Annotated in this window: 21 protein-coding genes; 14 read left to right on the top strand and 7 right to left on the bottom strand. The window is 40.7% G+C overall.

Going from position 1 to position 22845, the window contains the following annotated elements:
- Positions 1 to 79 precede the first annotated feature (79 nt).
- Complete coding sequence (locus GTQ34_RS14050) at positions 80 to 1045, bottom strand: MBL fold metallo-hydrolase (RefSeq protein WP_166524450.1); 966 nt, start codon at positions 1043 to 1045, stop codon at positions 80 to 82.
- A 1-nt stretch (position 1046) separates the two neighbouring features.
- A complete protein-coding gene (locus GTQ34_RS14045) occupies positions 1047 to 1541 on the bottom strand; it encodes a metallophosphoesterase family protein (protein WP_166524449.1) in 495 nt (164 codons plus the stop codon).
- 88 nt (positions 1542 to 1629) lie between these two features.
- On the opposite strand from GTQ34_RS14045, the gene truA reads away from it, so the two are divergent.
- A complete protein-coding gene (gene truA, locus GTQ34_RS14040; RefSeq protein WP_166524448.1) occupies positions 1630 to 2385 on the top strand; it encodes a tRNA pseudouridine(38-40) synthase TruA in 756 nt (251 codons plus the stop codon).
- Positions 2369 to 4141, top strand: a complete 1773-nt coding sequence (locus GTQ34_RS14035) for an ABC transporter ATP-binding protein (RefSeq protein ID WP_166524447.1) — start codon at positions 2369 to 2371, stop codon at positions 4139 to 4141. The genes truA and GTQ34_RS14035 overlap by 17 nt, the downstream gene beginning before the upstream one ends.
- Here GTQ34_RS14035 and GTQ34_RS14030 read toward each other — a convergent pair whose 3' ends face one another.
- From GTQ34_RS14030 to folP, 3 genes are read right to left on the bottom strand one after another with little or no spacing between them, the layout of a single operon-like run.
- Entirely contained in the window at positions 4142 to 4909 is a 768-nt protein-coding gene (locus GTQ34_RS14030) for a DUF3667 domain-containing protein (protein WP_166524446.1), read from the bottom strand. It abuts the gene before it with no gap.
- Positions 4909 to 5694 (bottom strand): diadenylate cyclase CdaA, encoded by a 786-nt coding sequence (gene cdaA, locus GTQ34_RS14025; protein ID WP_166524445.1) that lies wholly within the window; start codon positions 5692 to 5694, stop codon positions 4909 to 4911. The genes GTQ34_RS14030 and cdaA overlap by 1 nt, the downstream gene beginning before the upstream one ends.
- A 44-nt stretch (positions 5695 to 5738) precedes the next feature.
- Positions 5739 to 6572, bottom strand: coding sequence for a dihydropteroate synthase (folP, locus tag GTQ34_RS14020; RefSeq protein ID WP_166524444.1), 834 nt, complete (start codon positions 6570 to 6572; stop codon positions 5739 to 5741).
- Between the two features lie 95 nt (positions 6573 to 6667).
- Between folP and GTQ34_RS14015 the strand changes: the two genes are divergently transcribed.
- The 12 genes from GTQ34_RS14015 (at position 6668) to GTQ34_RS13960 (ending at position 20729) form a co-directional block, all read left to right on the top strand.
- Positions 6668 to 7210 (top strand): DUF1599 domain-containing protein, encoded by a 543-nt coding sequence (locus GTQ34_RS14015; RefSeq protein WP_166524443.1) that lies wholly within the window; start codon positions 6668 to 6670, stop codon positions 7208 to 7210.
- Positions 7207 to 8301 carry a BT_3928 family protein gene (locus GTQ34_RS14010; RefSeq protein WP_166524442.1) on the top strand — a complete coding sequence of 365 codons (1095 nt, stop codon included), beginning with the start codon at positions 7207 to 7209 and terminating at the stop codon, positions 8299 to 8301. Before GTQ34_RS14015 ends, GTQ34_RS14010 begins: the two co-directional genes overlap by 4 nt.
- A gap of 24 nt (positions 8302 to 8325) precedes the next feature.
- A complete protein-coding gene (tpiA, locus tag GTQ34_RS14005; RefSeq protein WP_166524441.1) occupies positions 8326 to 9075 on the top strand; it encodes a triose-phosphate isomerase in 750 nt (249 codons plus the stop codon).
- Positions 9076 to 9086: 11 nt separating this feature from the next.
- Positions 9087 to 9914 (top strand): 50S ribosomal protein L11 methyltransferase, encoded by an 828-nt coding sequence (gene prmA / locus GTQ34_RS14000; RefSeq protein WP_166524440.1) that lies wholly within the window; start codon positions 9087 to 9089, stop codon positions 9912 to 9914.
- A gap of 19 nt (positions 9915 to 9933) precedes the next feature.
- Positions 9934 to 10209: an ATP-dependent Clp protease adaptor ClpS gene (locus tag GTQ34_RS13995; RefSeq protein WP_166524439.1), complete on the top strand. Its 276-nt coding sequence runs from the start codon at positions 9934 to 9936 to the stop codon at positions 10207 to 10209.
- 146 nt (positions 10210 to 10355) lie between these two features.
- Positions 10356 to 10973 carry a hypothetical protein gene (locus GTQ34_RS13990; RefSeq protein WP_166524438.1) on the top strand — a complete coding sequence of 206 codons (618 nt, stop codon included), beginning with the start codon at positions 10356 to 10358 and terminating at the stop codon, positions 10971 to 10973.
- A 180-nt stretch (positions 10974 to 11153) separates the two neighbouring features.
- On the top strand, positions 11154 to 12875 hold the full coding sequence (locus GTQ34_RS13985) for a GMC family oxidoreductase (protein ID WP_166524437.1): 1722 nt from the start codon (positions 11154 to 11156) through the stop codon (positions 12873 to 12875).
- Positions 12876 to 12878: 3 nt separating this feature from the next.
- Positions 12879 to 13589, top strand: coding sequence for a gluconate 2-dehydrogenase subunit 3 family protein (locus GTQ34_RS13980; protein ID WP_166524436.1), 711 nt, complete (start codon positions 12879 to 12881; stop codon positions 13587 to 13589).
- Between the two features lie 526 nt (positions 13590 to 14115).
- Positions 14116 to 17388 (top strand): SusC/RagA family TonB-linked outer membrane protein, encoded by a 3273-nt coding sequence (locus tag GTQ34_RS13975; protein WP_166524435.1) that lies wholly within the window; start codon positions 14116 to 14118, stop codon positions 17386 to 17388.
- Positions 17389 to 17406: 18 nt separating this feature from the next.
- Positions 17407 to 19125: a SusD/RagB family nutrient-binding outer membrane lipoprotein gene (locus GTQ34_RS13970; RefSeq protein ID WP_166524434.1), complete on the top strand. Its 1719-nt coding sequence runs from the start codon at positions 17407 to 17409 to the stop codon at positions 19123 to 19125.
- 35 nt (positions 19126 to 19160) lie between these two features.
- The gene (locus GTQ34_RS13965) at positions 19161 to 20036 is read left to right on the top strand and encodes a hypothetical protein (RefSeq protein ID WP_166524433.1); all 876 of its coding nucleotides are present in this window, start codon (positions 19161 to 19163) and stop codon (positions 20034 to 20036) included.
- A gap of 144 nt (positions 20037 to 20180) precedes the next feature.
- Positions 20181 to 20729 (top strand): hypothetical protein, encoded by a 549-nt coding sequence (locus GTQ34_RS13960; protein ID WP_166524432.1) that lies wholly within the window; start codon positions 20181 to 20183, stop codon positions 20727 to 20729.
- 98 nt (positions 20730 to 20827) lie between these two features.
- Here GTQ34_RS13960 and GTQ34_RS13955 read toward each other — a convergent pair whose 3' ends face one another.
- Together GTQ34_RS13955 and GTQ34_RS13950 are read right to left on the bottom strand one after the other, a co-directional pair.
- Positions 20828 to 21943 (bottom strand): helix-turn-helix domain-containing protein, encoded by a 1116-nt coding sequence (locus GTQ34_RS13955; protein ID WP_166524431.1) that lies wholly within the window; start codon positions 21941 to 21943, stop codon positions 20828 to 20830.
- A gap of 194 nt (positions 21944 to 22137) precedes the next feature.
- The gene (locus tag GTQ34_RS13950) at positions 22138 to 22398 is read right to left on the bottom strand and encodes a helix-turn-helix domain-containing protein (protein ID WP_166524430.1); all 261 of its coding nucleotides are present in this window, start codon (positions 22396 to 22398) and stop codon (positions 22138 to 22140) included.
- Positions 22399 to 22845 lie beyond the last annotated feature (447 nt).

Raw genomic sequence — 22845 nt, 5'->3', positions numbered from 1 at the left:
GATATTTTCAGTGTTTTTATGGTGTCTTAGACGTGTTTGGTCCACATTGCTTACTTCATCCGTAAAAGAGGAAAAGGCATTACAAGTCAATATGTTGAAGGAAGGTTGCAATTTTAAAGCCCTGTCTTCTTACTGTTGAAGACGCTTCGCTGTCTTGATTCAGCAACGCATTGGTATGATTAAAATGAATAAAATGGATTTTTGCTTTCTCCTGGTCCGGAAGTGCACCAAAAAGCTTCAAGCTTTCCACGACGAAGGGGTGAGGAATCTCATTGATATCGCGTGCATTTATTTCTTCACCGTTATAAAAAGAAGCATCCAAAAAGGCCACATCCACCTTTTGGGTTTCTTGAATTATATCTTTTTCCCATTTAGACCACTTATCAATATCAGGAATGAACAAAACTGATTTTTTTGGTCCGGAAATCTTGTAACCTACAGTCTCTGAGTATTCATCCCGATGGGGCACAGTGAACGGTTCAACTTTTATGTTCGGTGTAATCCGTATAGCTTTTTGATTTGCCAAAGGATTTATAGTAATGTTGTTAAGCGCGACCAACTGATTCCATGGACCATTGGTTTCCAAAAATTGCTTCATTCTGGGCATTGCATGCACCGGGACGCTCTTTGCACCCAAGGCTTCTCTTCCTAGGTACATCAATCCCGTATAGTGTCCAATATGGGCATGGGTCAAAAAAATACCGTTGGGCATGATTCCAATTTCGGACGAAAAGGTGGATAAAAGTTGTAACTGCGAAGTCATGTCTGGAGTGGCCTCGAACAAAAAGGATTTATTGTGTTCGTGGTCAATCACCCCAAGGGATACAACTTTTCTGTTGGGATTGGGATTTTTAAAAAGTGTTGAACAGCATTTTTTTTGGCAACCAATATGAGGGCTTCCACCATCCTGAACGGTGCCGAGTACATACAGGGATACTGGGGATTTTTGTCTTTCCGTGTTGTTAAAATCAATCGTTTCTTCCTGCTTGACCTCTTGAGTACAAGACGCAACACAAAACATCGTAAAAAATAAAAGGTACTTCATCTTATCTTTTGCCCAATTCTATTACTTCCAAATCGGATATTTTGTCTCCATGTATCACAAATCGTAGCATGGTTCTGATGGTATGAAACCCATGTTTTCCGCAAGCCCCAGGATTCATATGCAGCAAATTCAATTTCTTATCGTTCATTACTTTCAAAATATGCGAATGCCCGCAGATGAATAATTTGGGCGGATTTTTTTTGATTTCATCTCTTATCCTCATGTTATAGCTACCGGGATATCCACCAATATGTGTGATCCATACGTCCACATCTTCACACATAAACCTGTTGTGCTCTGGAAACTCTCTTTGCACTAAATGATCGTCTATGTTGCCATATACTGCACGTACTGGAGTCACACTTTTCAATTCATCCGTAACGGTCAGGCTGCCAATGTCCCCAGCATGCCAAATTTCGTCTGCCTGGGCAGCGTATTTCAAAATAGTTTTATCCATATGGCCATGGGTGTCTGACAGCAACAAAATTTTCGTCATTACGCTAAAAATTTGCTAAAAAAGGAGGGTCCCACATCAAATGGATTGGATTGAATTATCTTTAGGACCTTAAAAGTAAAGGATTCTTTTGAGATATTTTATCCGATTTTCCTATTTCGGCAAAGCCTATCATGGCTGGCAAAACCAGCCCAATGCCATTACGTTACAAGAAACGTTGGAAAAAGCGTTGTCCACATTACTTCGTAGCACAATTGAGGTTGTCGGGGCAGGGAGGACGGATGCCGGAGTCCATGCCAAAGAAATGTTTGCACATTTCGACGTTGAAGTACTGGCAGACGTGCAGGACTTGGTGCATAGGCTGAATGCCTTTCTACCAGAAGACATTGCTGTTCAGGAAATCTTTAAGGTGAAACCCGATGCTCATGCACGTTTTGATGCCGTAGAACGAACCTACGAATACTGGTTAGTGCAACGTAAGAATCCGTTTTATTCAGATTATGCCCATTTTGTGAAACATCTATTGAATATTGATGCCATGAACAAGGCTGCATCCTTCCTTTTGGAACATACCGATTTTGAATCTTTTTCAAAATCTAATTCAGACGTTAAAACCTTCACTTGTGACGTGAAAAAAGCGTTTTGGCAGAAGCAGGAAGACAAATTGATTTTTACCATAACTGCAGATAGATTTTTGAGAAACATGGTACGAGCTGTGGTCGGAACCTTATTGGATGTTGGCACAGGCAAGATGAAGCCAGAGCAGATAAACCAGATAATTGAAAGCAAAAATCGAAGTAAGGCAGGGGTTTCTGTCCCTGCAAAAGGATTATATTTGACCAAGGTTATATACCCCAAAGAAATTGTAGATGAACAAGAAAGATGAAATAGGCAAGGCATTTGATTTTGGCCTTTTCAAAAGGGTTTTTGCCCATACCAAACCGTATCGGGCGATTTTTTGGATTGTGGCCATCGCAGCAGTACTGTCAGCGGCCTTCGCAGTGGAAATTCCCCTTTTGGTTCGAAGAATCATCAATCAAGCGCTTGAAAATAAAGATAGTGAAGTTCTTTTGACCTTGATTTTGATGATGCTTGGGGTATTGTTGGGTCAGGTAATAACACAGTTGTCTTTCAACTATTTTGCCAACTTGTTGGGAGAGTCGGTCATTAGGGATATCCGGGTGCGACTTTTCAAAAAAATGATGGGCTTTAAAATGACCTATTTTGACAATTCCTCCATTGGGGTGTTGGTGACCCGGGCCGTAGCCGATATGCAACGTATAGGGGAAATATTCAGTCAGGGTTTTTTTATGATTATCGCAGACGTACTGAAAATGCTTCTGGGAGCTGCAATAATGCTTTACACCAGTTGGAAATTGGCTTTGATCGTGTTTGCCATTTTACCTGTAATCTTAATAGCCACCCGATTATTTCAACAGGCCATGAAGGTGGCCTTTATTGAAGTGCGTGCCCAAGTGTCCAACCTCAACTCCTTTGTGCAGGAACGAATAGCAGGCATGAAGATTGTTCAATTGTTCAATAGGGAGGAGATTGAAAAAGAAAAGTTTCGCGTAATCAATGAAAAACATCAAAATGCTTGGTTGAGAACAGTGTGGTACAACTCCATCTTTTTTCCTGTGGCCGAGATATCCTATTCCATAGGAATTGGCTTGGTGGTATACTTTGGAGTCATTCAAAATATGGAGAATGTAGGTCTTAACGATACAGGTGCCATCTTTGCCTTTTTCTTTTTGATGGACCTGCTTTTTAGACCGCTACGTCAAATTGCGGATAAGTTCAATACCCTACAAATGGGAATGGTAGCTGCAAATCGGGTTTTCAAGATTTTGGATACTGAAAGCCACATTGCCGATACGGGAAAATTGGACAAGGAAGATGTAAAAGGGAATATCGAGTTCAGGGATGTCCGTTTTGGTTATGTGGAGGATGAAGAAGTGCTCCACGGCATTTCGTTCAAGGTAAAGGCCGGTGAAACCATAGCCATTGTTGGCGCTACAGGGGCGGGCAAGTCTACCATAATCAACTTGCTCAATCGCTTTTATGAAATTCATTCAGGAGAAATTTTGATCGACGGACACCGTATCGACGATTATACCCTTCAATCCCTTCGATCGCATATTGCCATTGTGTTGCAAGATGTATTCTTGTTCGCAGACTCGATTGCAAACAATATTTCCCTTCGGGATGAATCCGTGACCCTGGAAGAAATTGAGCTGGCCGCAAAACAAATTGGCGTGCACGAGTTTATCTCCAGTCTGCCCGAAGGATATCAATACAATGTAAAAGAACGGGGGAGCATGCTCTCCAGTGGACAACGACAGCTTATTGCCTTTTTGAGGGCCTATGTTAGCAATCCAAGTATTTTAATTCTGGATGAGGCTACTTCTTCCGTGGATACGTATTCAGAACAATTAATTCAACAGGCTACCGATAAAATTACAGAGGGCCGGACTTCCATTATCATTGCCCACCGCTTGGCAACCATTCAAAAGGCAGATAAAATAATTGTAATGGACGCCGGTAAAATTGTGGAAATGGGTACTCACAAAGAACTGTTGGCCAAAGGTGGATATTACAACGATTTATACGAAGCGCAATTTTTGGCCGAGGAAGTAGCCTGATCACACCTGGGGCCTGAAATCTTCAATATTCATTATCCCCGTTAGTAAGCCAACAAGCACAATTAGCATTCCCATGGCCAACATAACAACAACTAAAAGAATAAGGTAACCTAGACCACGAAGTAAAGTTGACCAAACACCGGTCTGATGAATCTTTTTGAGCACAAAAAATTGAAAGGTAACTGTTATAACGGTAAAAATCCAGTTGAAAATATCATACGGAATACTAAAAAAACCAAACAACGGTAGGCATATCAGTATTTGAACAAAGGATAATTGACCAATAATGTAGGCATTGGCAACAAGATGTTCGGTGTAATTGAATTTCTTCCGATCCAAAAAAAAGAGCCAAGTCATCAATGCATAAATGGGCATGATCAAATAGGCTAAAACCCCTTGATAATCAAACAGGAAATCCATCTCAGAAGTCTCCACGTCGGAAAAACTGTTCTGGGTCAAATCAACATTGTATACATTTCTTAAAACAAAGAAAAGAAGACCTGAAAGGGTGATGGCTATAGCAAAATAGCTTATCGGATTCATGTATTTTTTCCGGATTCCAGAAACATAGCTTTCAATTACTTCGTGCGGCTGCAAGAACATATGCCTAAACGTCTTCAGGAAAGTATTGTCCAAGCTTAAAAGTTGAACACTTACATCTTTCATTACATTTTTGAAGGTCAGTCTATTACGGATAATTTTTGCGCCACAAGAAGGACAATAGTCAAAATTGGATTGAAGGCCTGCATCACAATTTTTGCATACCATTATTCCAAATCTTTTTTGATCATGGCGATTAGTTCGTCAGTACTCTTAAAAGGAACAAAATCTCCGTTCTTAATGTAAGTGATTGCGCCGGTTTCCTCACTGACCACCAAACAAAGCGCATCGGTTTTTTCACTGATGCCCACTGCGGCACGGTGTCTTAGGCCAAACCGAAGAGGAATGCTTCGGTCATTTGAAACAGGCAATATGACCCTTGTCGCAGTGATGTAATTATCTTGAATGATAGCGGCACCATCATGCAATGGGCTGTTCTTGAAGAAAATACTCTCCAAAATGGGCTGTGTAATCTCAATGTTCATGGAATCACCGGTAGATTTGATAAAATCCAGGGAATTGGTTCTCTCCATTACGATAAGGGCACCAGTTTTGGTCACCCCCATTCGCTCACAGGCACCTACAACCGCTTCTACATTCATATCCGTGGGCATGCCCTCTTGCTTTAAAAACTTGAAATGCCGAATAAAATTTCGTTTAGAGGCAAAATTCGTGGAACCGACCATCAGCAAAAACTTTCTGATTTCCTGTTGAAAAACAATGATTAGTGCAATCAAGCCAATGTTCATGAACCCACCGACCATACTACTTATCATTTTCATTTGTATAAGTTCGGTAAGTTTCCAAAGCGCCCAAACAATTACGATGCCAATAAAAATGTTGATGGCCACGGTTCCCTTGACCAGTTTGTAGATATAATAGAGGAGTGCGGCCACGAGAACAATGTCAATTACATCTGTGATCTTGAATTCGAGAAAATTTAGAAAATCCAACCGCGGTGTTTTTGTAAAATTAGCAAAAATAGCAGAACAAAAAATTAAAGGGCATTTGCCTTCAAAGCCTCCACAAGTGCAATGCATTCCATGGCCTCTTTTACATCATGCACGCGTAAAATGTTCGCTCCTTTTAACAAGGCGATTGTGTGCAGGCATGTAGTTCCATTGAGCGCTTCCTTGGGGGAGGATTCCAGAATTTTATAAATCATCGACTTTCTGCTTAAACCAATCAAAATGGGACATCCCAAACTATGGAACAGGTCCAAATGGTTCAACAGGGTATAGTTTTGTGAAGTTGTCTTGGCAAATCCAAAACCTGGGTCAATAATAATATCATTTATTTTTTTTGATGTAGCCTCGAGCACTTTTTGGGAAAAATAGAACAATAAATCCTTTATCAAATCATCATATTGAGCTTCCTTCTGCATGGACTGGGGAGTGCCTTTCAGATGCATCATTACATACGGAACTTGATTTTGGGCAATAATCTGGAACATTTTTGGGTCCAGATTTCCTGCTGAAATATCGTTGATCATGGCCGCACCACGTTCCAAACAGGCCTCAGCCATTTTGCTTCGAAATGTATCGATGGAGACCAAGGTATCTGGAAAGTTTTTCAAGATTAGTTCCAAAATGGGCAGCATCCGTTTCATTTCCACATCTTCGGAGACGTGTTCGGCACCCGGACGGGAACTGTAGGCGCCCATATCAATAAAGGTAGCACCATCTTCCAACATCTGTTCCGTTCGGGATAATATGGCATCCCTGTTCTTATATTTTCCACCATCGTAAAATGAATCAGGGGTAAGGTTAAGAATGCCCATTACTTTAGGGCTGCTTAGGTCTATCAGCGCTCCTTTGCAGTTTAAGGTCATAAAAAATACCTGCTTTGTTGTGTTTGTTTATCTTTGGCAAAGTGCTTTTTAGGCACCCACATTTTGACGAAATTTACGCAAATTAGTAAGAATACATGCAGCATACCTCCCAACAATATGATGCCGTGATCCACACCTGTAGGGAATTGTTCTTGAAGAAGGCCCAAGATTATGGAACCGCTTGGCGCATTTTAAGATTACCCTCCCTCACCGACCAAATATTCATCAAGGCCCAACGGATTAGGAGCCTGCAGCAAAATGAGGTCAGGAAAGTGGATGAAGGGGAACAATCTGAGTTTATTGGGATTATCAATTACGCCATCATGGCACTTATCCAACTAAAAAAGGGAGTGGTGGAACAGCCCGATTTAAGTGCCAAAGAAGCTGTTGCCCTTTATGATGAAGAAGTGGCCAAAACCAAAAAATTGATGGAGGACAAAAACCATGACTACGGTGAGGCCTGGCGTGATATACGTGTTAGCTCCCTGACCGATTTAATTCTTCAAAAATTGTTGCGCGTAAAACAGATAGAGGATAATGCGGGGGAAACTTTGGTGAGCGAAGGTATAGATGCAAACTATCAGGATATTGTCAACTATGCCGTTTTTGCAATGATTCATTTAAGCGAACAAGCATGAGATACGTGGTTTGGATTTCAAGAATAGTGGTTGGGGCCTTGTTTATTATCAGTGGCCTCATCAAATTGAACGACCCTGTTGGTTTTTCCTTTAAACTGGAAGAATATTTTAGCCAAGGAGTGCTTGATTTACCTTTTTTGATGCCTCTGGCTTTGGGAATATCCATTTTCGTTGTCATTATTGAGGTGATTTTGGGCATTTTGCTGTTGATTGGTTTCAAGCCCAAATTTACCGTGTGGAGCCTTCTACTCATGATTATCTTCTTTACATTTCTCACCTTTTATTCGGCCTATTTCAATAAGGTGACGGATTGTGGGTGTTTTGGGGATGCCATAAAGCTCACTCCTTGGGAATCGTTTACCAAAGACGTAGTGCTACTGATTTTGATTCTTGTGCTTTTTTATGGCAGAAAGTTTATTACGCCCCTGTTCAAGGCCAAGACCAACTGGATTTTAGGGGGTATTGCAGTGTTGTTGTGTGGCCTTTTCGCCAATCATGTGTTGAACCATTTGCCAACAGTAGATTTTAGACCATATAAAATTGGGGCAAACATACAAGAGGGCATGAGTGTTCCTGAAGATGCACCCCAGGCCATTTATGAATATGCCTGGAGGTTTAAGGTTGAAGGAAAGGACAAGATTGTGGTTACCAATGGAGAATATCCATCAGTGGATGGAGAATTTATTGATGTGGAAACTACCGAAATCCAAAAAGGATACGAGCCCCCCATTCACGACTTTACCATTGAAAAAGAGGGACAAGATTATGCCAATGAACTTTTGAACGAAGATAAATTGGTGATGGTCGTTGCCTACGACCTTTTCAAAAGCAATCAAGATGTTTTTAATCAGGTGGAACAGGTAACATCAGAAGCCATCGAAAAAGGGTATACCGTGATTGGCATGTCCGCATCAAGTGATGAACTAAAGGAGACTTTTATAAATAACTATGGATTGGAATTTGATTTTTACTTCACGGATGAAACCACATTGAAGACGATTGTACGTTCCAATCCCGCCATCTTGGTTTTAGAACGAGGGACCATTCGCCAAAAAGTGCACTACAATGACCTCGACCAATTGAAATTTTAATAGATACATAAGAACACTACCACTATGAGAACGAAAATAGTTGCCGGAAACTGGAAAATGAACAATAACCGCGATGAAACCGAGACATTGCTTGCTGAACTTTCGGCAAAATTGCCCGATACGGATGCACAGGTCATCGTGGCACCAACCTTTGTTAATCTAGAAGTCTCAACGAGGGCTCTGGAATCCTCTACCATCGAAGTAGCGGCCCAAAACATGCATTTTGCAGAAAATGGAGCCTATACGGGGGAAATCTCTGCAGATATGCTATTGAATATTGGGGTGGACACGGTCATTTTGGGGCATTCGGAAAGACGTGCTTATTTTGGGGAGACGGATGAACTTTTGGCCAAAAAAGTGAAAACGGCGGTCGATAAACATATGAAGGTAATTTTCTGTTTTGGGGAAGAGCTCGAAGAACGCAAATCTGGAAACCACTTTTCAGTGGTGGAAAATCAGTTGAAAAACGGACTTTTCCATTTGGACGCACAGGCCTGGAAACATATTGTATTGGCCTATGAGCCCGTTTGGGCCATCGGTACTGGAGAGACTGCGAGTCCAGAGCAAGCACAGGAAATGCATGCATTTATCCGCAATACCATTGCCAAAAAATACAATGATTCAGTTGCTGATGCCGTTTCCATTCTCTATGGTGGAAGTGTAAAGCCCAACAACGCCTCCGATATTTTTTCCAAGCCAGATGTGGACGGTGGCCTCATTGGTGGCGCATCGCTTAAAGCGGATGATTTTGTAGCTATTATAAAAGCTATTTAACCGTTTTTGGTTTGATTTACTTAGAGTACAGTTTTACAATAAAACCCATTCAGCCAGCAACTGATATTTTAATTGCTGAATTGGGCGAAGTTGGTTTTGAGAGTTTTGTGGAAACCGAAACCGGACTTCTGGCCTACATTCAAGAAACCGATTGGAAAGCATCTATTTTAAAAGATGTTTCCGCTTTGTACCATCCGAACTTTAAAATTGATTGGTCCCATAAAAAAATCCAGCAGCAAAATTGGAATGCCGAATGGGAGAAGAACTTTCAACCCATAAAAGTTGGGGAAAAGTGTATGGTCAGAGCACCTTTTCATCCTCCCGAACAGGTGGAATATGACATTGTCATTGAACCCAAAATGAGCTTTGGCACGGGTCACCATGAAACCACCCACATGATGCTACAACATATATTGGATACCGACTTTGTAGGTAAAGCAGTGTTGGATATGGGCTGTGGCACTGGTGTATTGGCCATTCTAGCCAAAATGAAAGGAGCTGTGTCCGTGGATGCCATTGATGTGGATGAATGGTGTTATTTAAACGCCAAAGAGAATGTGGAAAGAAATGATTGCGAGGATATTCAAGTGTTTCAGGGGGACAAAAGTCTGTTATGCGGTAAAAAGTATGACGTAATTTTGGCAAACATCAACCGAAATACCTTGCTTGAAGATATTCCTGCTTATGCCGAATGCCTAAATACTGGAGGAATACTTTTTTTAAGTGGATTTTATTTGGAGGATTTAAATGCTATTTCCTCAAAATGTGCGGACCGTGGTTTGGAATTTGAAAAAAAGTTGGAAAAGAATAATTGGGTTTCCGCAAAATATGTAAATTAGAAAAGTAAACTCCAGAACTATGGGAATCAAGGAAAAAGGCCTGGAAGAACTTCTTTTGGAAGAAGAAACGGTTAAGCAAAACGAAATTGTGTTGTTTAATGATGATGTGAATACTTTCGATCATGTTATCTCCACCTTGATCGATGTTTGCGACCACACACCCGAACAAGCGGAGCAGTGCTCCCTAATTGTGCATTACAATGGAAAATGCACGGTGAAAACAGGAGAATATTCCTATTTAAAACCCCGATGCTCCAAATTACTGCAAGCAGGTTTAAGCGCTGAAATCATATGATTTTTTGAGTTTCTTCAAAAAAACATAGCTTTCCCACATCTATATCATAAATTCTTCTTCGTTACATGCTCCTGTCTTAAAACATTTCAAATAACTTTGTGGCAATTGCAAGGAACAACATCTAACTTCTAATCTTTTCTCCGGTAATGAGCGAATTCTTTAAAGCCGAACTGAAAGATCGTTTTTTAGAATATGCGTTGGAGCGCAAGGATTATTTTGAAATACAAACACTGTATGACGAGTTTTTAAGGCCCAATTATGACCTTCAATTTGTGGAAAAACTCGTTAAGGAAATTCAGGAATACGATTCGGAACTTTTGGACATTATGAGTGGAAATGGGCAGGAAATATTCATGCTCGCATCCACTTCGTACACCCAAGGTTTTTTGAATGAAGGCGGATTCATGGAAATGTACGTAAAAGAAGAGGAAAAATGGGATACTTTTTTAGACCAGTTATCCAATGATCGTAAACTTTCCAAAGATGAAAAACAGCTGCTAAAAAAGAACTCAGCAGGCTTGAAACGAGAAAAGAACCTGCTCATCACTTTGATTGTAGCCATCGGGATTAGTTTTTTGTTTACCATCGTTAGTATTTTCAAGGCAACTTTTTTGGAACCAGAATATGTTCCCTTAGATGATTTTGAACGCAAAATGGAGCAATTACAGTTGCAATATCTTGATGAAAACCAACAACTGAAAGCACGGCTGAAACAACAACAGGCAACCTTAGATTCTTTCAAGCTGGAAAGAAACCAACAATAGTCTTTTCTCTTGCTCTATTCTTGTAGCAGTGTTAAGATATCCAACTTCTGTTTTGCAGAATTTCCATACCTTTAAAAAGATGCTTTTCCCCGATAAATTAGATAATTGTCTGGAGTATGCAGTTTACACATCTGAATTAATGGGAAGAATCATTTTTTTGAATACGGACACATATCTTCCATGCAGATAATAGAAAACGCTAAAGTTTATGATGCAATTGTTGTAGGTTCTGGAGCCGGTGGAGGTATGGCCACTAAGGTTTTGGCCGATGCTGGCCTAAGCGTGGCCGTTGTAGAGGCAGGCCCCTTTTTTGATCCTGCAGACCCAAAACATCAAACTCAGTTAAAGTGGCCTTGGGAAAGTCCAAGAAGAGGAGCCCCCACTGTTCGCCCGTTTGGTGACTTTGATGCCGCCTATGGCGGATGGGAAATTGAGGGAGAACCCTATACGCATAAAGACGGGACCAAGTTTGATTGGTACAGGTCTCATATGCTTGGTGGAAGAACAAATCACTGGGGACGAATCTCATTGCGCTTTGGCCCAAAAGATTTTAAGCATAAAAATGTTGATGGTTATGGGGAAAACTGGCCCATAGGTTATGAGGATGTGAAACCCTACTACGACAAGGTAGACAAACTTATTGGCGTTTTTGGCACAAACGAAGGGTTGCCGAATGACCCTGACGGATTCTTTTTACCTCCTCCGAAACCCCGTTTGCATGAATTATTCTACATACGCGGTGCCAGAAAAAGCAAAATCCCGGTCTATCCATCCCGAATGTCCATGTTGACCAAGCGTATAAATAAGGAAAGGGGTGTTTGTTTTTACTGTGGACAATGTAGCAGGGCCTGTCAGGTGTATGCCGATTTCTCAGCAGGCACCTGTTTAATATTTCCCGCCCAGAAGAGTGGAGGACAAGTGGATTTGTTTGTCAACTGTGTGGTACGAGAGGTCACTACAGATAATGAAGGCAGGGCCACGGGTGTTTCCTACATCAACAAGGAAGACCGAAAGGAATACAAACTAAAGGGAAGGGTGGTGGTATTGGGTGCATCTGCCTGTAGTTCGGCAAGAATACTGTTGAACTCCAAAAGTTCACAACACCCCAATGGATTGGGCAACAGTAGTGACCATGTTGGAAAATACCTGCACGACTCAACAGGTGGAGACCGCGTTGGATTTATTCCTGACCTCATGAATCGCAAGGTGTCCTATAACGAAGATGGGGTTGGAGGAATGCATGTGTATTCTCCATGGTGGGGTGATAATTCCAAGTTGAATTTCCCTAGGGGATACCATATTGAAATTTGGGGAGGAATGGGTATGCCGAACTACGGTTTTGGATTCAATGTGAACGAATTCAACAAGTTTTTTGGCACCAAAGTGGGTGGATACGGCGATGTCCTCCGGAGTGATGTTAAAAAATACTACGGAGCCTTGGTGGGATTGAGTGGTAGGGGAGAATCGATTGCCCGAAAGGAGAATTACTGCGAGATAGACCCATCAACAGTCGATCAATGGGGAATACCAGTGCTTCGGTTTCATTATAAATGGTCCGATTTGGAAAGAAACCAGGCCAAACATATGCAGGAAACCTTTGCTGAAATCATTCAAAACATGGGAGGAACCCCTTTGGGTGATATGCCCGGCAGGGATCAGGACTATGGATTGCAGAATCCGGGAAGAATCATACATGAAGTGGGAACAACCCGAATGGGAGATGACCCGAAAACTTCGGTCACCAACAAATTTCAACAACTACACGATGTGGACAATGTATTTGTGGTGGATGCCGGCCCCTTTGTTTCACAGGCTGACAAAAACTGTACCTGGACCATTTTGGCACTATCATGGAGGGCCTCTGACTATATCGTAGACCAACTGAAAAAACAAAATCTATAGAAAATGGATAGAAGAAAAAGTATAAAATCCTTGGTTTTGGGTTCGGTGGCTGGTGGTTTGGCCTTGCACGGATGCAAACCCGGGGATGAGCAGATGGAGCAGGTGGTAGAGCAGGCGGAGGTTTTCTATGGAAGAACGCCTGAGGAAAGAGAATTGGACGCAGAACTCCAAAAAGAACAGTTTTTCAATATTCATGAGATGGCCACCTTGGCCATTTTATGTGATTGTATATTGCCCGGAAGTGAAGAATACAAAAGCGCAATGGATGCCGAAGTTCCCAACTTCATTGAATTTATGGTAAAGGATATTCCAGAAATGCAGGTCAATTTGAGAGGAGGACTCATGTGGTTAGATCATCAATGCAATGCACGATTTGGAGCTGAATTCATTTCTTTGGAACAGGAAAAGCAGCATGAAATACTAGACGAAATAGCTTATTATGATCCTGATATCCCTGAAGAAGAAAGGCCTGCTGCGGTAAATTTCTTTTCCTTGCTCCGAAATTTGACCTTGACTGGTTTCTACACCTCAAAAATCGGAATCGAAGAATTGGGGTACAAAGGCAATATGCCCAATGTGTGGGATGGTGTACCTGAAGATGTGCTCAAACAGCACGGAGTGGCCTATGAGGAAGAATGGTTGGCGAAATGTATCGACCAAAGTAAGCGTAACATTGTTGCCAAATGGGACGATGAAGGCAATTTGATTACTTAGCCAATCACGTAGTGATATCGGATACAACAAAAACAAGCCCTGCCAATTTAATTGGCAGGGATTTTTACTTTTTGAGCTTTACTGGACCACAAAATTTCTATACATAAGATATCTTAAAATTATAAACCGGCCCGAAGTGTCTGCACCAAATAACCAGACAAACAACCGTGGTGTTTGAGAACATCATATCAACTATTTCCTCACTTATTTGATTCCTTATCTAGTTTGGTTTAAGCCTTGTATGTTAATGGATTAACCCAATGGTTGAATTGTAAAAGTAATTCTGGGTCGGGAAATATGTCAATGCCAATCGGCTCAATCACCCTAAATGGTTTATTTCAATTGTTTTACGGTGCAATTGTAAAGGTAGGGCGGTGAGAGGCCTTACTTCTTCTACAGAACAACCATTGAGTTTTGTTCTCATTTTATAGAGGTATTGTTTGAATTAGCTATCATAACCTTTTCTTCCGCCCGCCTTTCTCAATTGCCTAACTCATTTTTCAAATACTAACAAAACTTTAACTCTATGAAAGTAAAGAAACTGTTTGGGGCACTTATTTTGATGCTGTTTTGTCTGGCATCTGCCCAGTCCCAAGAAAAAACAATCACTGGTACGGTCACTGACCAAACTGGACTTCCGCTGCCCGGGGTAAATATTGTGGTCGAAGGGACCACTAATGGAACTCAATCGGATTTTGACGGAAACTATGCTATTACAGCCAGTGAAGGACAAGTCCTTCTTTTTACATATATAGGTCAAAAAGAGGAGCAAAGAACTATAGGTGCCCAGAATGTTCTTAATGTTCAAATGCAAGAAGATACTCAGGCCTTGGAGGAGGTAGTAGTTACCGCTTTGGGTATTAAAAGGGAAAAGCAGGCCTTGGGTTATGCCGTAGCCGAAGTTAATGAAGAGCAATTGGAATCGAGGCCTGAAGGGGATGTTGCCAGAGTGCTTCAGGGGAAAGCGTCTGGGGTTCAAATCACCAATCAGAGTGGGCTTTCGGGTTCAGGAACCAATGTGGTGATTCGTGGACTTTCCTCTTTTAGTTCGGGCAACCAAGCCCTTTTTATCGTTGACGGAGTACCTTTTAGCACTGCCACCAACTCTTCTGGTAGAAATGGAGGGTCGGATAATGCAGCTCCTGGTGGATCTCGTCAGGATTTTATTAATGGAAATAGTGGCTCCAGTCGTTTTCTGGATTTAGATCCCAACAGTATCGAAAGCGTCAATGTACTTAAAGGTCTTGCTGCCGCTACACTCTATGGTTCACAGGGAAGAAACGGGGTTATCTTAATCACTACGAAAGGGGGTAGTTCCCGGACGGGACCTAAAAAAACTGAGATAACAGTAAATAGCTCTTTCTTCTTTAATGAAATAGCATCACTGCCCGATTATCAGAATGAATACGGAAACGGGTTCGACCAAAGTTTTGGTTGGTTTTTCAGTAACTGGGGTCCTAGTTTTAGAAGAGATGGTGTTGCTGGATGGGGAAACCAAGCTGCCATAGATGAAAATGGCACTTTGCCACATCCTTACTCCACTTCTACAGCAGCAATTCAAGCTGCATTTCCGGAGTTTCAAGGAGTGCGTTATGAATGGAGACCATACGATGGTGTACGTGAATTTTTTAGAACAGGAGGTGTTGCAACATTGAATGTCAATGTTCGAGGTGCTTCGGATGACGGAAAGGTTTCTTATAATATCAACTATGGTCACCTTAAGGATAACGGGTTTACACCAAATAATTCTGTAACGCGTAATTCCTTAGGTATTGGAGGAAGCGCAAAGTTGTCCAACAAGTTTACCGCAAGTGGAACCTTGAACTTCTCTAGAAGCAAATTCGTGAGTCCTCCTGTAGCTCTAAGTAATGGAAGTGGGGCAACTGGAACGGGATCATCGGTCTTTGGTGATCTTTGGTTTACGCCCAGAAGCATTGACATACAGGGTCTGCCTTTCGAAGATCCGGTTACTGGAGGAAGCGTTTATTATCGGCAAGACAATACCATACAACATCCTTTATGGACGGTGGCCAATGCGGAATTCTCCCAAGAGACGAACCGAGTCTTTGGACAGGCTTCTCTACAATATGATATCAATGACAATTTGAACTTGATTTATAGAGCTGGTATTGATGTTTACAGCGAGAATAATGTCAATTTTCAAAATAAGGGAGGTGTAAACAGTAACAGTAACGATGTTAGATTGTTAAGTGGTTTCTACGAAACATGGAACAACACCAACACCATTTGGGATCATAACTTTGTACTCAACGGAGACTACGATATCACCGAGAAAATCGGGTCTACTTTTAATGTTGGAGCTACCTCTAGAAGAGAAATCTTTAACAGGACTGGAGTTGCCAGTGATAATCAGCAAGCTTTTGGGGTATTAAGGCACTTCAATTTTTTGAACTCCCTTCCAATTCAAGCGACTACGGAAAGGAATTTGGTCGGAGTCTATGCCCAAGCTGATTTTGATTATGATAATTTCCTATATCTAACCTTGGCGGCAAGGAATGATTGGGTATCCAATTTCGCCCGAGCAAATCAAGCACAATTCTATCCAAGTGCCAGTCTTGCCTTTATTCCAACAGCTGTTTTTGAGGGGCTAAAATCAGAAAATGTTTTGAATTATCTAAAGATTCGCGCTGGATTTGGTTCCTCTGCAAATTTTGAGTCTACCCCGTTCCCAATTGCCAACACTTTGAGTCTTAATGTAAGGGAGGCGCAAGATAGTTCAGGACAAAACGTTGTGGCCAATTCGACTCCTGCTCGCTTTGGAAATCCCGATTTACAGCCAGAAGTTCTGAATGAAATTGAATTGGGAATTGAATCCCGTTTTTGGAACAACCGTATCACCTTGGAAGGTTCAGTATACAAACGTTTCACCACCGACCTGATATTGGATAGACCTTTGGAGCCAGCTACTGGAAATACAGTGATTGCCACAAACATTGGAGAAATCGAATCGGAAGGTGTTGAGATTGATTTGGGAGTGAACTGGTTCAGGGCCAAGGATGAAGGAGGCTTCAATTGGCAGACAAATTTGAATTTTACCGCTTATGAAACCACTGTCACGGACCTCGGTTTGGATACTGATTTGGTAGTATATTCTGGTTTTTCCAATTTGGGGAACGCTGCAATAGAAGGTGAGCCGTTGGGTGCATTTTTCGGAACTCGAATTCTTAGGGATGATGATGGAAATGCGGTTATTGGAACTAATGGGTGGTATGTGCAAGATCCTACAGATGGGATAATCGGAGACCCCAACCCGGATTGGGTCGCCAATATAATCAACTCGCTTTCCTATAAAAATTTCACTTTGGGCTTTCAATGGAATTATACCCAAGGAGGTGATATTTACTCTTCAACAATTGCTACACTATTGGGAAGGGGCCTAATCCCTGAAACCAATGACAGAGAAAACACCTATGTCATTCCAGGCGTTGATTTGAACGGAAACCCAAATAGGTTCCAGATAAACAATTCGGATTTCTTTTTTCAAAATGTACTTTTTGGACCTAGTGAATTACAGGTTTACGACGCGACAACACTTCGCTTGCAAGAGGCGTCTTTGGCGTATTCGTTACCCAAAAAGTTTTTGGACAAAACACCTTTTGGGGGACTCACGTTTACAATCTCTGGCCAGAACCTATGGTTTCGAGCTTTTAATACACCCAAAGGAGCCAATTTTGACCCCAATACCGCAGGATTGGGTGTTGGGAATGGACAAGGTTTTGATTTTATCAACGGGCCTAGTTCAAGAAGATATGGGCTAAGTATTAAAGCAACTTTTTAAAAAATAAAATTGACAACGATGAAAAAATTGAACAGATATTTATATACAATCTTGTCTAGCTGCATATTGCTGATTACCTCGTGTGAAACAGTTGAGTTGGACATCACGGAGGACCCTAATTTTTTGGTTCCCGAGCAAGCAGATGTTAACTTTTTCTTGACCGCAATTCAAGAAGATTTCGTGCGACACCTTGATGGAACAGCGGTTACCGAGGATAATTTTACTGCTGGTGACGATGGGCTGAACATCATTGGTATGGAGCTGACTCGTATGTCCTCTTTCACCAATGCAACCGCAAGCAACTATCAAAGTAGTTTTCAAGGGAATGTTTTTGATGACGAATGGATTAATGCGTATAGAGGAATCATCCAAGACATTCGCGTTATGACACCATTGGCAGAGGAAGCAGGTTTTACCCGACATATTGGAATAGCACAGTTTATCGAAGCCTATTTGATAACCTCACTGGTTGATTTCTTTGGGGATATCCCCTATACCGAGGCTGCTAGACTGGCAACGGATGGAATCGAAAACCCAGTTCGTGATCCTGGTGCTAATGTCTATCAGGCAGCCTTCGCTTTGCTGGACGAAGCTATAGCAAATTTCAATAGCAGTCCCATTTCAGACCCAACCAACGATTTCTTTTATGGAAATGACTACGGAAAATGGGTTAAGGCGGCAAACACCTTAAAATTAAGGCTCTATTTGAACACACGTTTGGTGGACAGCAATGCGGCAGCCAATTTCAATGCCATTATAGCATCTGGGGATTATATCCAGGATGCTGTCGATGATTTTCAGTGGAATTGGACTGCAACCAGCGCTACCAATCCGGATGCTAGACACCCACGGTATGGTATCAATTATACAGCGGGTGGAGGAACAGACTACATGTCCAACTGGCTTATGAACCAATTGGATACCACCGATGATCCTAGATTAAGATATTATATCTATCGACAAACTCCAGCTGTACCCGGAGCAGAAATTGAACCCAATGAAGAAACTTTGAGGTGTTCTTTACAGCAACCACCTGCCCACTATGTGGCTGGTGGATTTACCTTCTGTTGGCTGGACAATGGTTATTGGGGGAGAGACCATGGAGATTCACAAGGTATTCCACCAGACGGTTTGTTACGCGCTACATGGGGCGTTTACCCAGTTGGTGGTCGTTTTGATGACAGCACGTTTACTGCAATAGCTCAGCCGTCAGACCCTTCATCCTTTGGAGCTAATGGAGCGGGAATCACCCCAATAATGACATCTTTTATGGTAGACTTTTGGAGGGCTGAAATGGCATTGGTAGCAGGAAATTCTGCTGAAGCAAGTATTTTATTGAATCAGGCTATTACTGCCCAAATTGAAAAAGTACGCTCTTTTGGTGGCTTGGACCAATCTGCAGACCGATCTTTTGAGCCATCTGACGTGGATGTATCCAGTTATATAACCGGAGTGATAAATGATTTCGATGTTGTGGACAATGCAACCCAATGGGATATCCTTGGTGAGCAGGTGCTTATTGGGTTTTATGGGAACGGAGTAGATCCATATAATTTCTACCGCAGAACAGGTGCTCCAACCACAGTTCAGCCTAATCAGGACCCCAACCCAGGAAATTTCATGCGATCCATGTATTACCCTGCGGTATCTGTAAATGCAAATTCCAACTCTACACAGAAATCGTCTAATGCGGAACCAGTTTTTTGGGATACAACAGGTGGACCACCTGCTAACTAATCAAGATTTCCAATAACATTAAAATGAAGACTTTCATGAAACAATTAAAGAAATATTTTATGTATGCTTTCGCCTTCCTAGTGTTGGCTTGCAGCGATGACGATAAAACAATCGATATTTTGTTGCCCAATGTCGAAAGAGGGGCCATCATAAGAACCGTTAATATAAATCCCAATTCATTTAACATATTTGATCCAAATTCCCCATGGACACTCACTATGGAATATCAGGATGATGAAAATGGCGGATTACTTTCCAGTGTGGACGTATATATCAATTTTGTGGACAATAACGATTTCAATGGAAATACCACCAGCACGGAAACGTTGTTTACCACTGTACCTGCATCCGAGTTTTCCACAGGCCCTTTTGGTCTGCCGAGAGCAACTTTTTCTTTAGTCTACCAAGAAGTTTTGAATGCTCTTGGGGTGCCCAATGATTCTAACGCAATTTTTGGAGGTGACCAAATAAATGTTAGGCTGGTTGCCAACCTTACAGATGGTAGAACTTTTACCAATACCGATGTAGCGGCAAATATATCTGGAGGCTCCTTTTTTCAAGCTCCATTCAACTATTTGGCTACTATTGTTTGTCCACCTACTGTACCAACGCCCGGCACATGGTCTATTGAAATGCAAGATTCATTTGGTGATGGCTGGAACGGAGCTAGCCTGGACATAACCATCGATGGCGAGACAACAAATTATACTTTTAATACTGGGGGAAGCGCTAGTTTTAGTTTTGATGTTCCTGTAGATACAGAAGTCATATCCGTTATCTTCAATTCAGGTTCTTTTGACGAAGAGATTTCTGCACAGGTTACCTCCGCCAATGGAAATGTAGTTGTTGATTTAGAGCCTAGTCCGGCAGCTGGTGTTGAACTTTTGGATTATTGCCTGGATAATCTGTAAAACGAAAACATCGTATTATGAAAAAAGGCCCTATTTATTTGGGGCCTTTTTTTCGATGCTGTGGATAAAAAAATTCGATAAATCTTTTTTGTGACTGTATGATGAATAACAGATTAGGGACTTTATTTTTTATTCTTTGATCATATGATTAAATATGCACTTTATTGGTTGTTTCTATTATCACTTTCTTTCGTCTATGCTCAAAAGGACAGTGTAATAGGTTCAACTAAAGATTTTTCCTTTTTAATTGGTGAGTGGAACGTTGAACGGATTTATGGACCAAAAACTGAAAATCCAAGAAATTTAAAAGGAACTTTAAAATGCGAATATGCGGCAAACGAACAATTTGTCAAATGCACCTATAATTTTAAAAGACCGAACAAGTCAAATGCGATGGATATCGTCTATCTTAATTTCAACGGCATTTATAGAAGGCACGAAAGTTTATGGATAAGCTCTGCTTGGCCCATCAAAGTATTGATGCAAGGTAATATTGACTTTATGGAAGAAGAGCTAATACATACCTCCAAGGCCCAATTTCAAATTACCGATACTGTTACGGAATATGTGCAATCTACTTTGCGGATGAAATTATACAAGGCCCTTTTTGTTCGTGATACTGATATTAAAACTTCCAAAGATTCTGTCTGGCATTTTCATTTAAGGGAAAAAGCAGTTAAAATATCAGATTGATCTCTAAACAATATTATTAACTTATAACAGGTCAGTAATCGAATTATTAATTGTTAAGGATTAGAAATCATAATTGAATGAAATAAATGTGACTTTCTTTATGAAGCGTTCATCATTTTTTGGCTACGGAATTCTGAAGGGGTTACCCCAACATGTTTCTTGAATGCATTATAGAAAGACATGCGATTGTTGAAACCGGCCTTGAAAGCGATATCCGTAATATTGAGGTCGGAAGCTTTTTCGTCCGTCAAGAGTTTTTCCGCCTCTTCAATTCTGTACTTATTGATATACTCGTAAAAACTCATTCCAAAACACTCGTTTATAATTTGGGAGGCATGGTGCCTTGAAACATGTAACTCATCTGCTAAATCCGTCAATTTCAATTCGGAATCCAAATAAAGTGTGTTTGATTCCATGATACTCAGTAGTTTTTCTTTATATTCATGGAGCACTCTTTTTGACAGCCCCGATTTTTGATATTTAATCAACGGAAAAACTTTATTCAAGGCTTTGCCATTGAATACTTCGGAATAATTGAAACCGAAATACGTGGTAATTGCAATTTGGGAGACCATAAAAAACGCAATGAAGTAATCATGGCTTAATTCCAGAACGCCTAGTCTGAGTAAAACAAAATATACGACCCAGGAAATACCAAACAAGAAAAACACTCCGGTTGTAATGGTCAACCATAACTTCATCTCTGGATCCTGTTTAAATGCTTCCTTTACCGTTTTAAATGTCAAAAATGAATAGGTTAACATTATAACGGATACTACAACATATACTGCCCTTGGGTTAACCAAAAAGGAATTGCCAAAACCACCCTCATCCTCCAAAACAATTTTGGTTTCCACTGGCAAGCTGAAATAATATGAAAAGTTCACAATAATAAGGAGTGTAGGAACAAAATGCGGCAACATTTTTTTCCATGAAATTGTCCCATTTTTGACCAAGGCATTGATATATAAATAAAACAAGGGACCGTAAAGTGAAAAAGGTATTAGGTACACTAGATTTAATGAAACGGTAAGTCTCCAATCATTGTAGGCCCAGAACAGTATGTTGTAGACTATATTTAGTGAAAAGAGCAATAAAAATATTCCCCATATGGTATTGGCGAATTTAGAAGCACTTTTTTTTGTTAAAAGAAAAAAGGAAGTCATTAATCCTTGAAGGGCAAAAAACAGCAATAGTATTTCCCAAATATTCATAGCGAAAGGTCTTATTGTAAAGATAGGGTAATGAAGATATAAGTCTTGTAAATCTCAATCGGGAGTTATATCGTTTTGGTTAATTTCTAGTGCTATTGGTTAGTAGGTCTTCAGTTACACGTATTAAATAGTAAGTCTATTTTCGCAAGTCACTTGGTCTAAAACCGTATCGCTTATAAAAAGCATTGGAGAAATTACCCACACTGGAATACCCTGCTTCGTATGCTATTGATGTGATTTTTTTTATCGGTCTCCTGAATCTCCCCAAATGCCCTTTTCAGTTTTAGGTCAATAAAAAAATCAATAACGCTTTGGCCAAAAATTTCCTTGAACTTTGTTTTAAGGGTGTATTCGTTTAGCCCCGCTTCCCGAGCAATAATTTTGAGTGACAACTTTTTGTTAAGGTTCCAAATGATAAATTCTTTGGCTTCGAGTAAGTTGTCAGTTTTGTTCATTCTAAACATTCAGACTGTTGGATGGTTAAAGAAAAACAAAACCCTGCATTTTCATACAGGGTCTACGCTTTAAGTGACCGCGGCAGGGTCACAACTTGTAATTTATCTATTTGATATTCAAAAAGTTATAATTTTATTTTTTCTCCGTGCGCACCTAATTGCCAACAGGATTGCGCTTGGGTTTAAAATGAACTTATTTGAATATAAATGTAATCAAATATTTTCAGTTCAATGGTAATTAAATATAATCTACCGGTGGAAAGAAAGTTTATGATGAATGTAAGTTTAGATAATGGTAAAGTTCGTCATATATAAATAGGACCGTTTTATTGAACTTTCATTGTAAAACGAGTTCACTGATTCTAAAGAGTTTACTTTTTCGGTACACTTAAATAGTTTACCTTATATACCCTTTTTTACACCTAAGATGAAGTTCGGTTATGCAAG

It is taken from the genome of Flagellimonas ochracea, assembly GCF_009903685.1.
GTDB classification, from domain to species: Bacteria; Bacteroidota; Bacteroidia; order Flavobacteriales; family Flavobacteriaceae; genus Flagellimonas; species Flagellimonas ochracea.
Note: the sequence above shows the minus strand (reverse complement) of the source record. Positions and strands in the feature narration are given on the sequence as shown.

Excerpts from the sequence above, each read along its gene's own strand:
- GTQ34_RS13950 (WP_166524430.1), bottom strand. The coding sequence starts at position 22,398 with ATGAACAAAACTGACAACTTACTCGAAGCCAAAGAATTTATCATTTGG.
- GTQ34_RS13970 (WP_166524434.1), top strand. The coding sequence starts at position 17,407 with ATGAAAAAATTGAACAGATATTTATATACAATCTTGTCTAGCTGCATA.
- tpiA (WP_166524441.1), top strand. The coding sequence starts at position 8,326 with ATGAGAACGAAAATAGTTGCCGGAAACTGGAAAATGAACAATAACCGC.
- GTQ34_RS14050 (WP_166524450.1), bottom strand. The coding sequence starts at position 1,045 with ATGAAGTACCTTTTATTTTTTACGATGTTTTGTGTTGCGTCTTGTACT.
- GTQ34_RS14045 (WP_166524449.1), bottom strand. The coding sequence starts at position 1,541 with ATGACGAAAATTTTGTTGCTGTCAGACACCCATGGCCATATGGATAAA.
- GTQ34_RS13960 (WP_166524432.1), top strand. The coding sequence starts at position 20,181 with ATGATTAAATATGCACTTTATTGGTTGTTTCTATTATCACTTTCTTTC.
- GTQ34_RS13985 (WP_166524437.1), top strand. The coding sequence starts at position 11,154 with ATGCAGATAATAGAAAACGCTAAAGTTTATGATGCAATTGTTGTAGGT.
- GTQ34_RS14010 (WP_166524442.1), top strand. The coding sequence starts at position 7,207 with ATGAGATACGTGGTTTGGATTTCAAGAATAGTGGTTGGGGCCTTGTTT.
- GTQ34_RS14015 (WP_166524443.1), top strand. The coding sequence starts at position 6,668 with ATGCAGCATACCTCCCAACAATATGATGCCGTGATCCACACCTGTAGG.
- GTQ34_RS14035 (WP_166524447.1), top strand. The coding sequence starts at position 2,369 with ATGAACAAGAAAGATGAAATAGGCAAGGCATTTGATTTTGGCCTTTTC.
- folP (WP_166524444.1), bottom strand. The coding sequence starts at position 6,572 with ATGACCTTAAACTGCAAAGGAGCGCTGATAGACCTAAGCAGCCCTAAA.
- GTQ34_RS13955 (WP_166524431.1), bottom strand. The coding sequence starts at position 21,943 with ATGAATATTTGGGAAATACTATTGCTGTTTTTTGCCCTTCAAGGATTA.
- GTQ34_RS13975 (WP_166524435.1), top strand. The coding sequence starts at position 14,116 with ATGAAAGTAAAGAAACTGTTTGGGGCACTTATTTTGATGCTGTTTTGT.
- GTQ34_RS13980 (WP_166524436.1), top strand. The coding sequence starts at position 12,879 with ATGGATAGAAGAAAAAGTATAAAATCCTTGGTTTTGGGTTCGGTGGCT.
- GTQ34_RS13990 (WP_166524438.1), top strand. The coding sequence starts at position 10,356 with ATGAGCGAATTCTTTAAAGCCGAACTGAAAGATCGTTTTTTAGAATAT.
- GTQ34_RS13995 (WP_166524439.1), top strand. The coding sequence starts at position 9,934 with ATGGGAATCAAGGAAAAAGGCCTGGAAGAACTTCTTTTGGAAGAAGAA.
- GTQ34_RS13965 (WP_166524433.1), top strand. The coding sequence starts at position 19,161 with ATGAAACAATTAAAGAAATATTTTATGTATGCTTTCGCCTTCCTAGTG.
- GTQ34_RS14030 (WP_166524446.1), bottom strand. The coding sequence starts at position 4,909 with ATGGTATGCAAAAATTGTGATGCAGGCCTTCAATCCAATTTTGACTAT.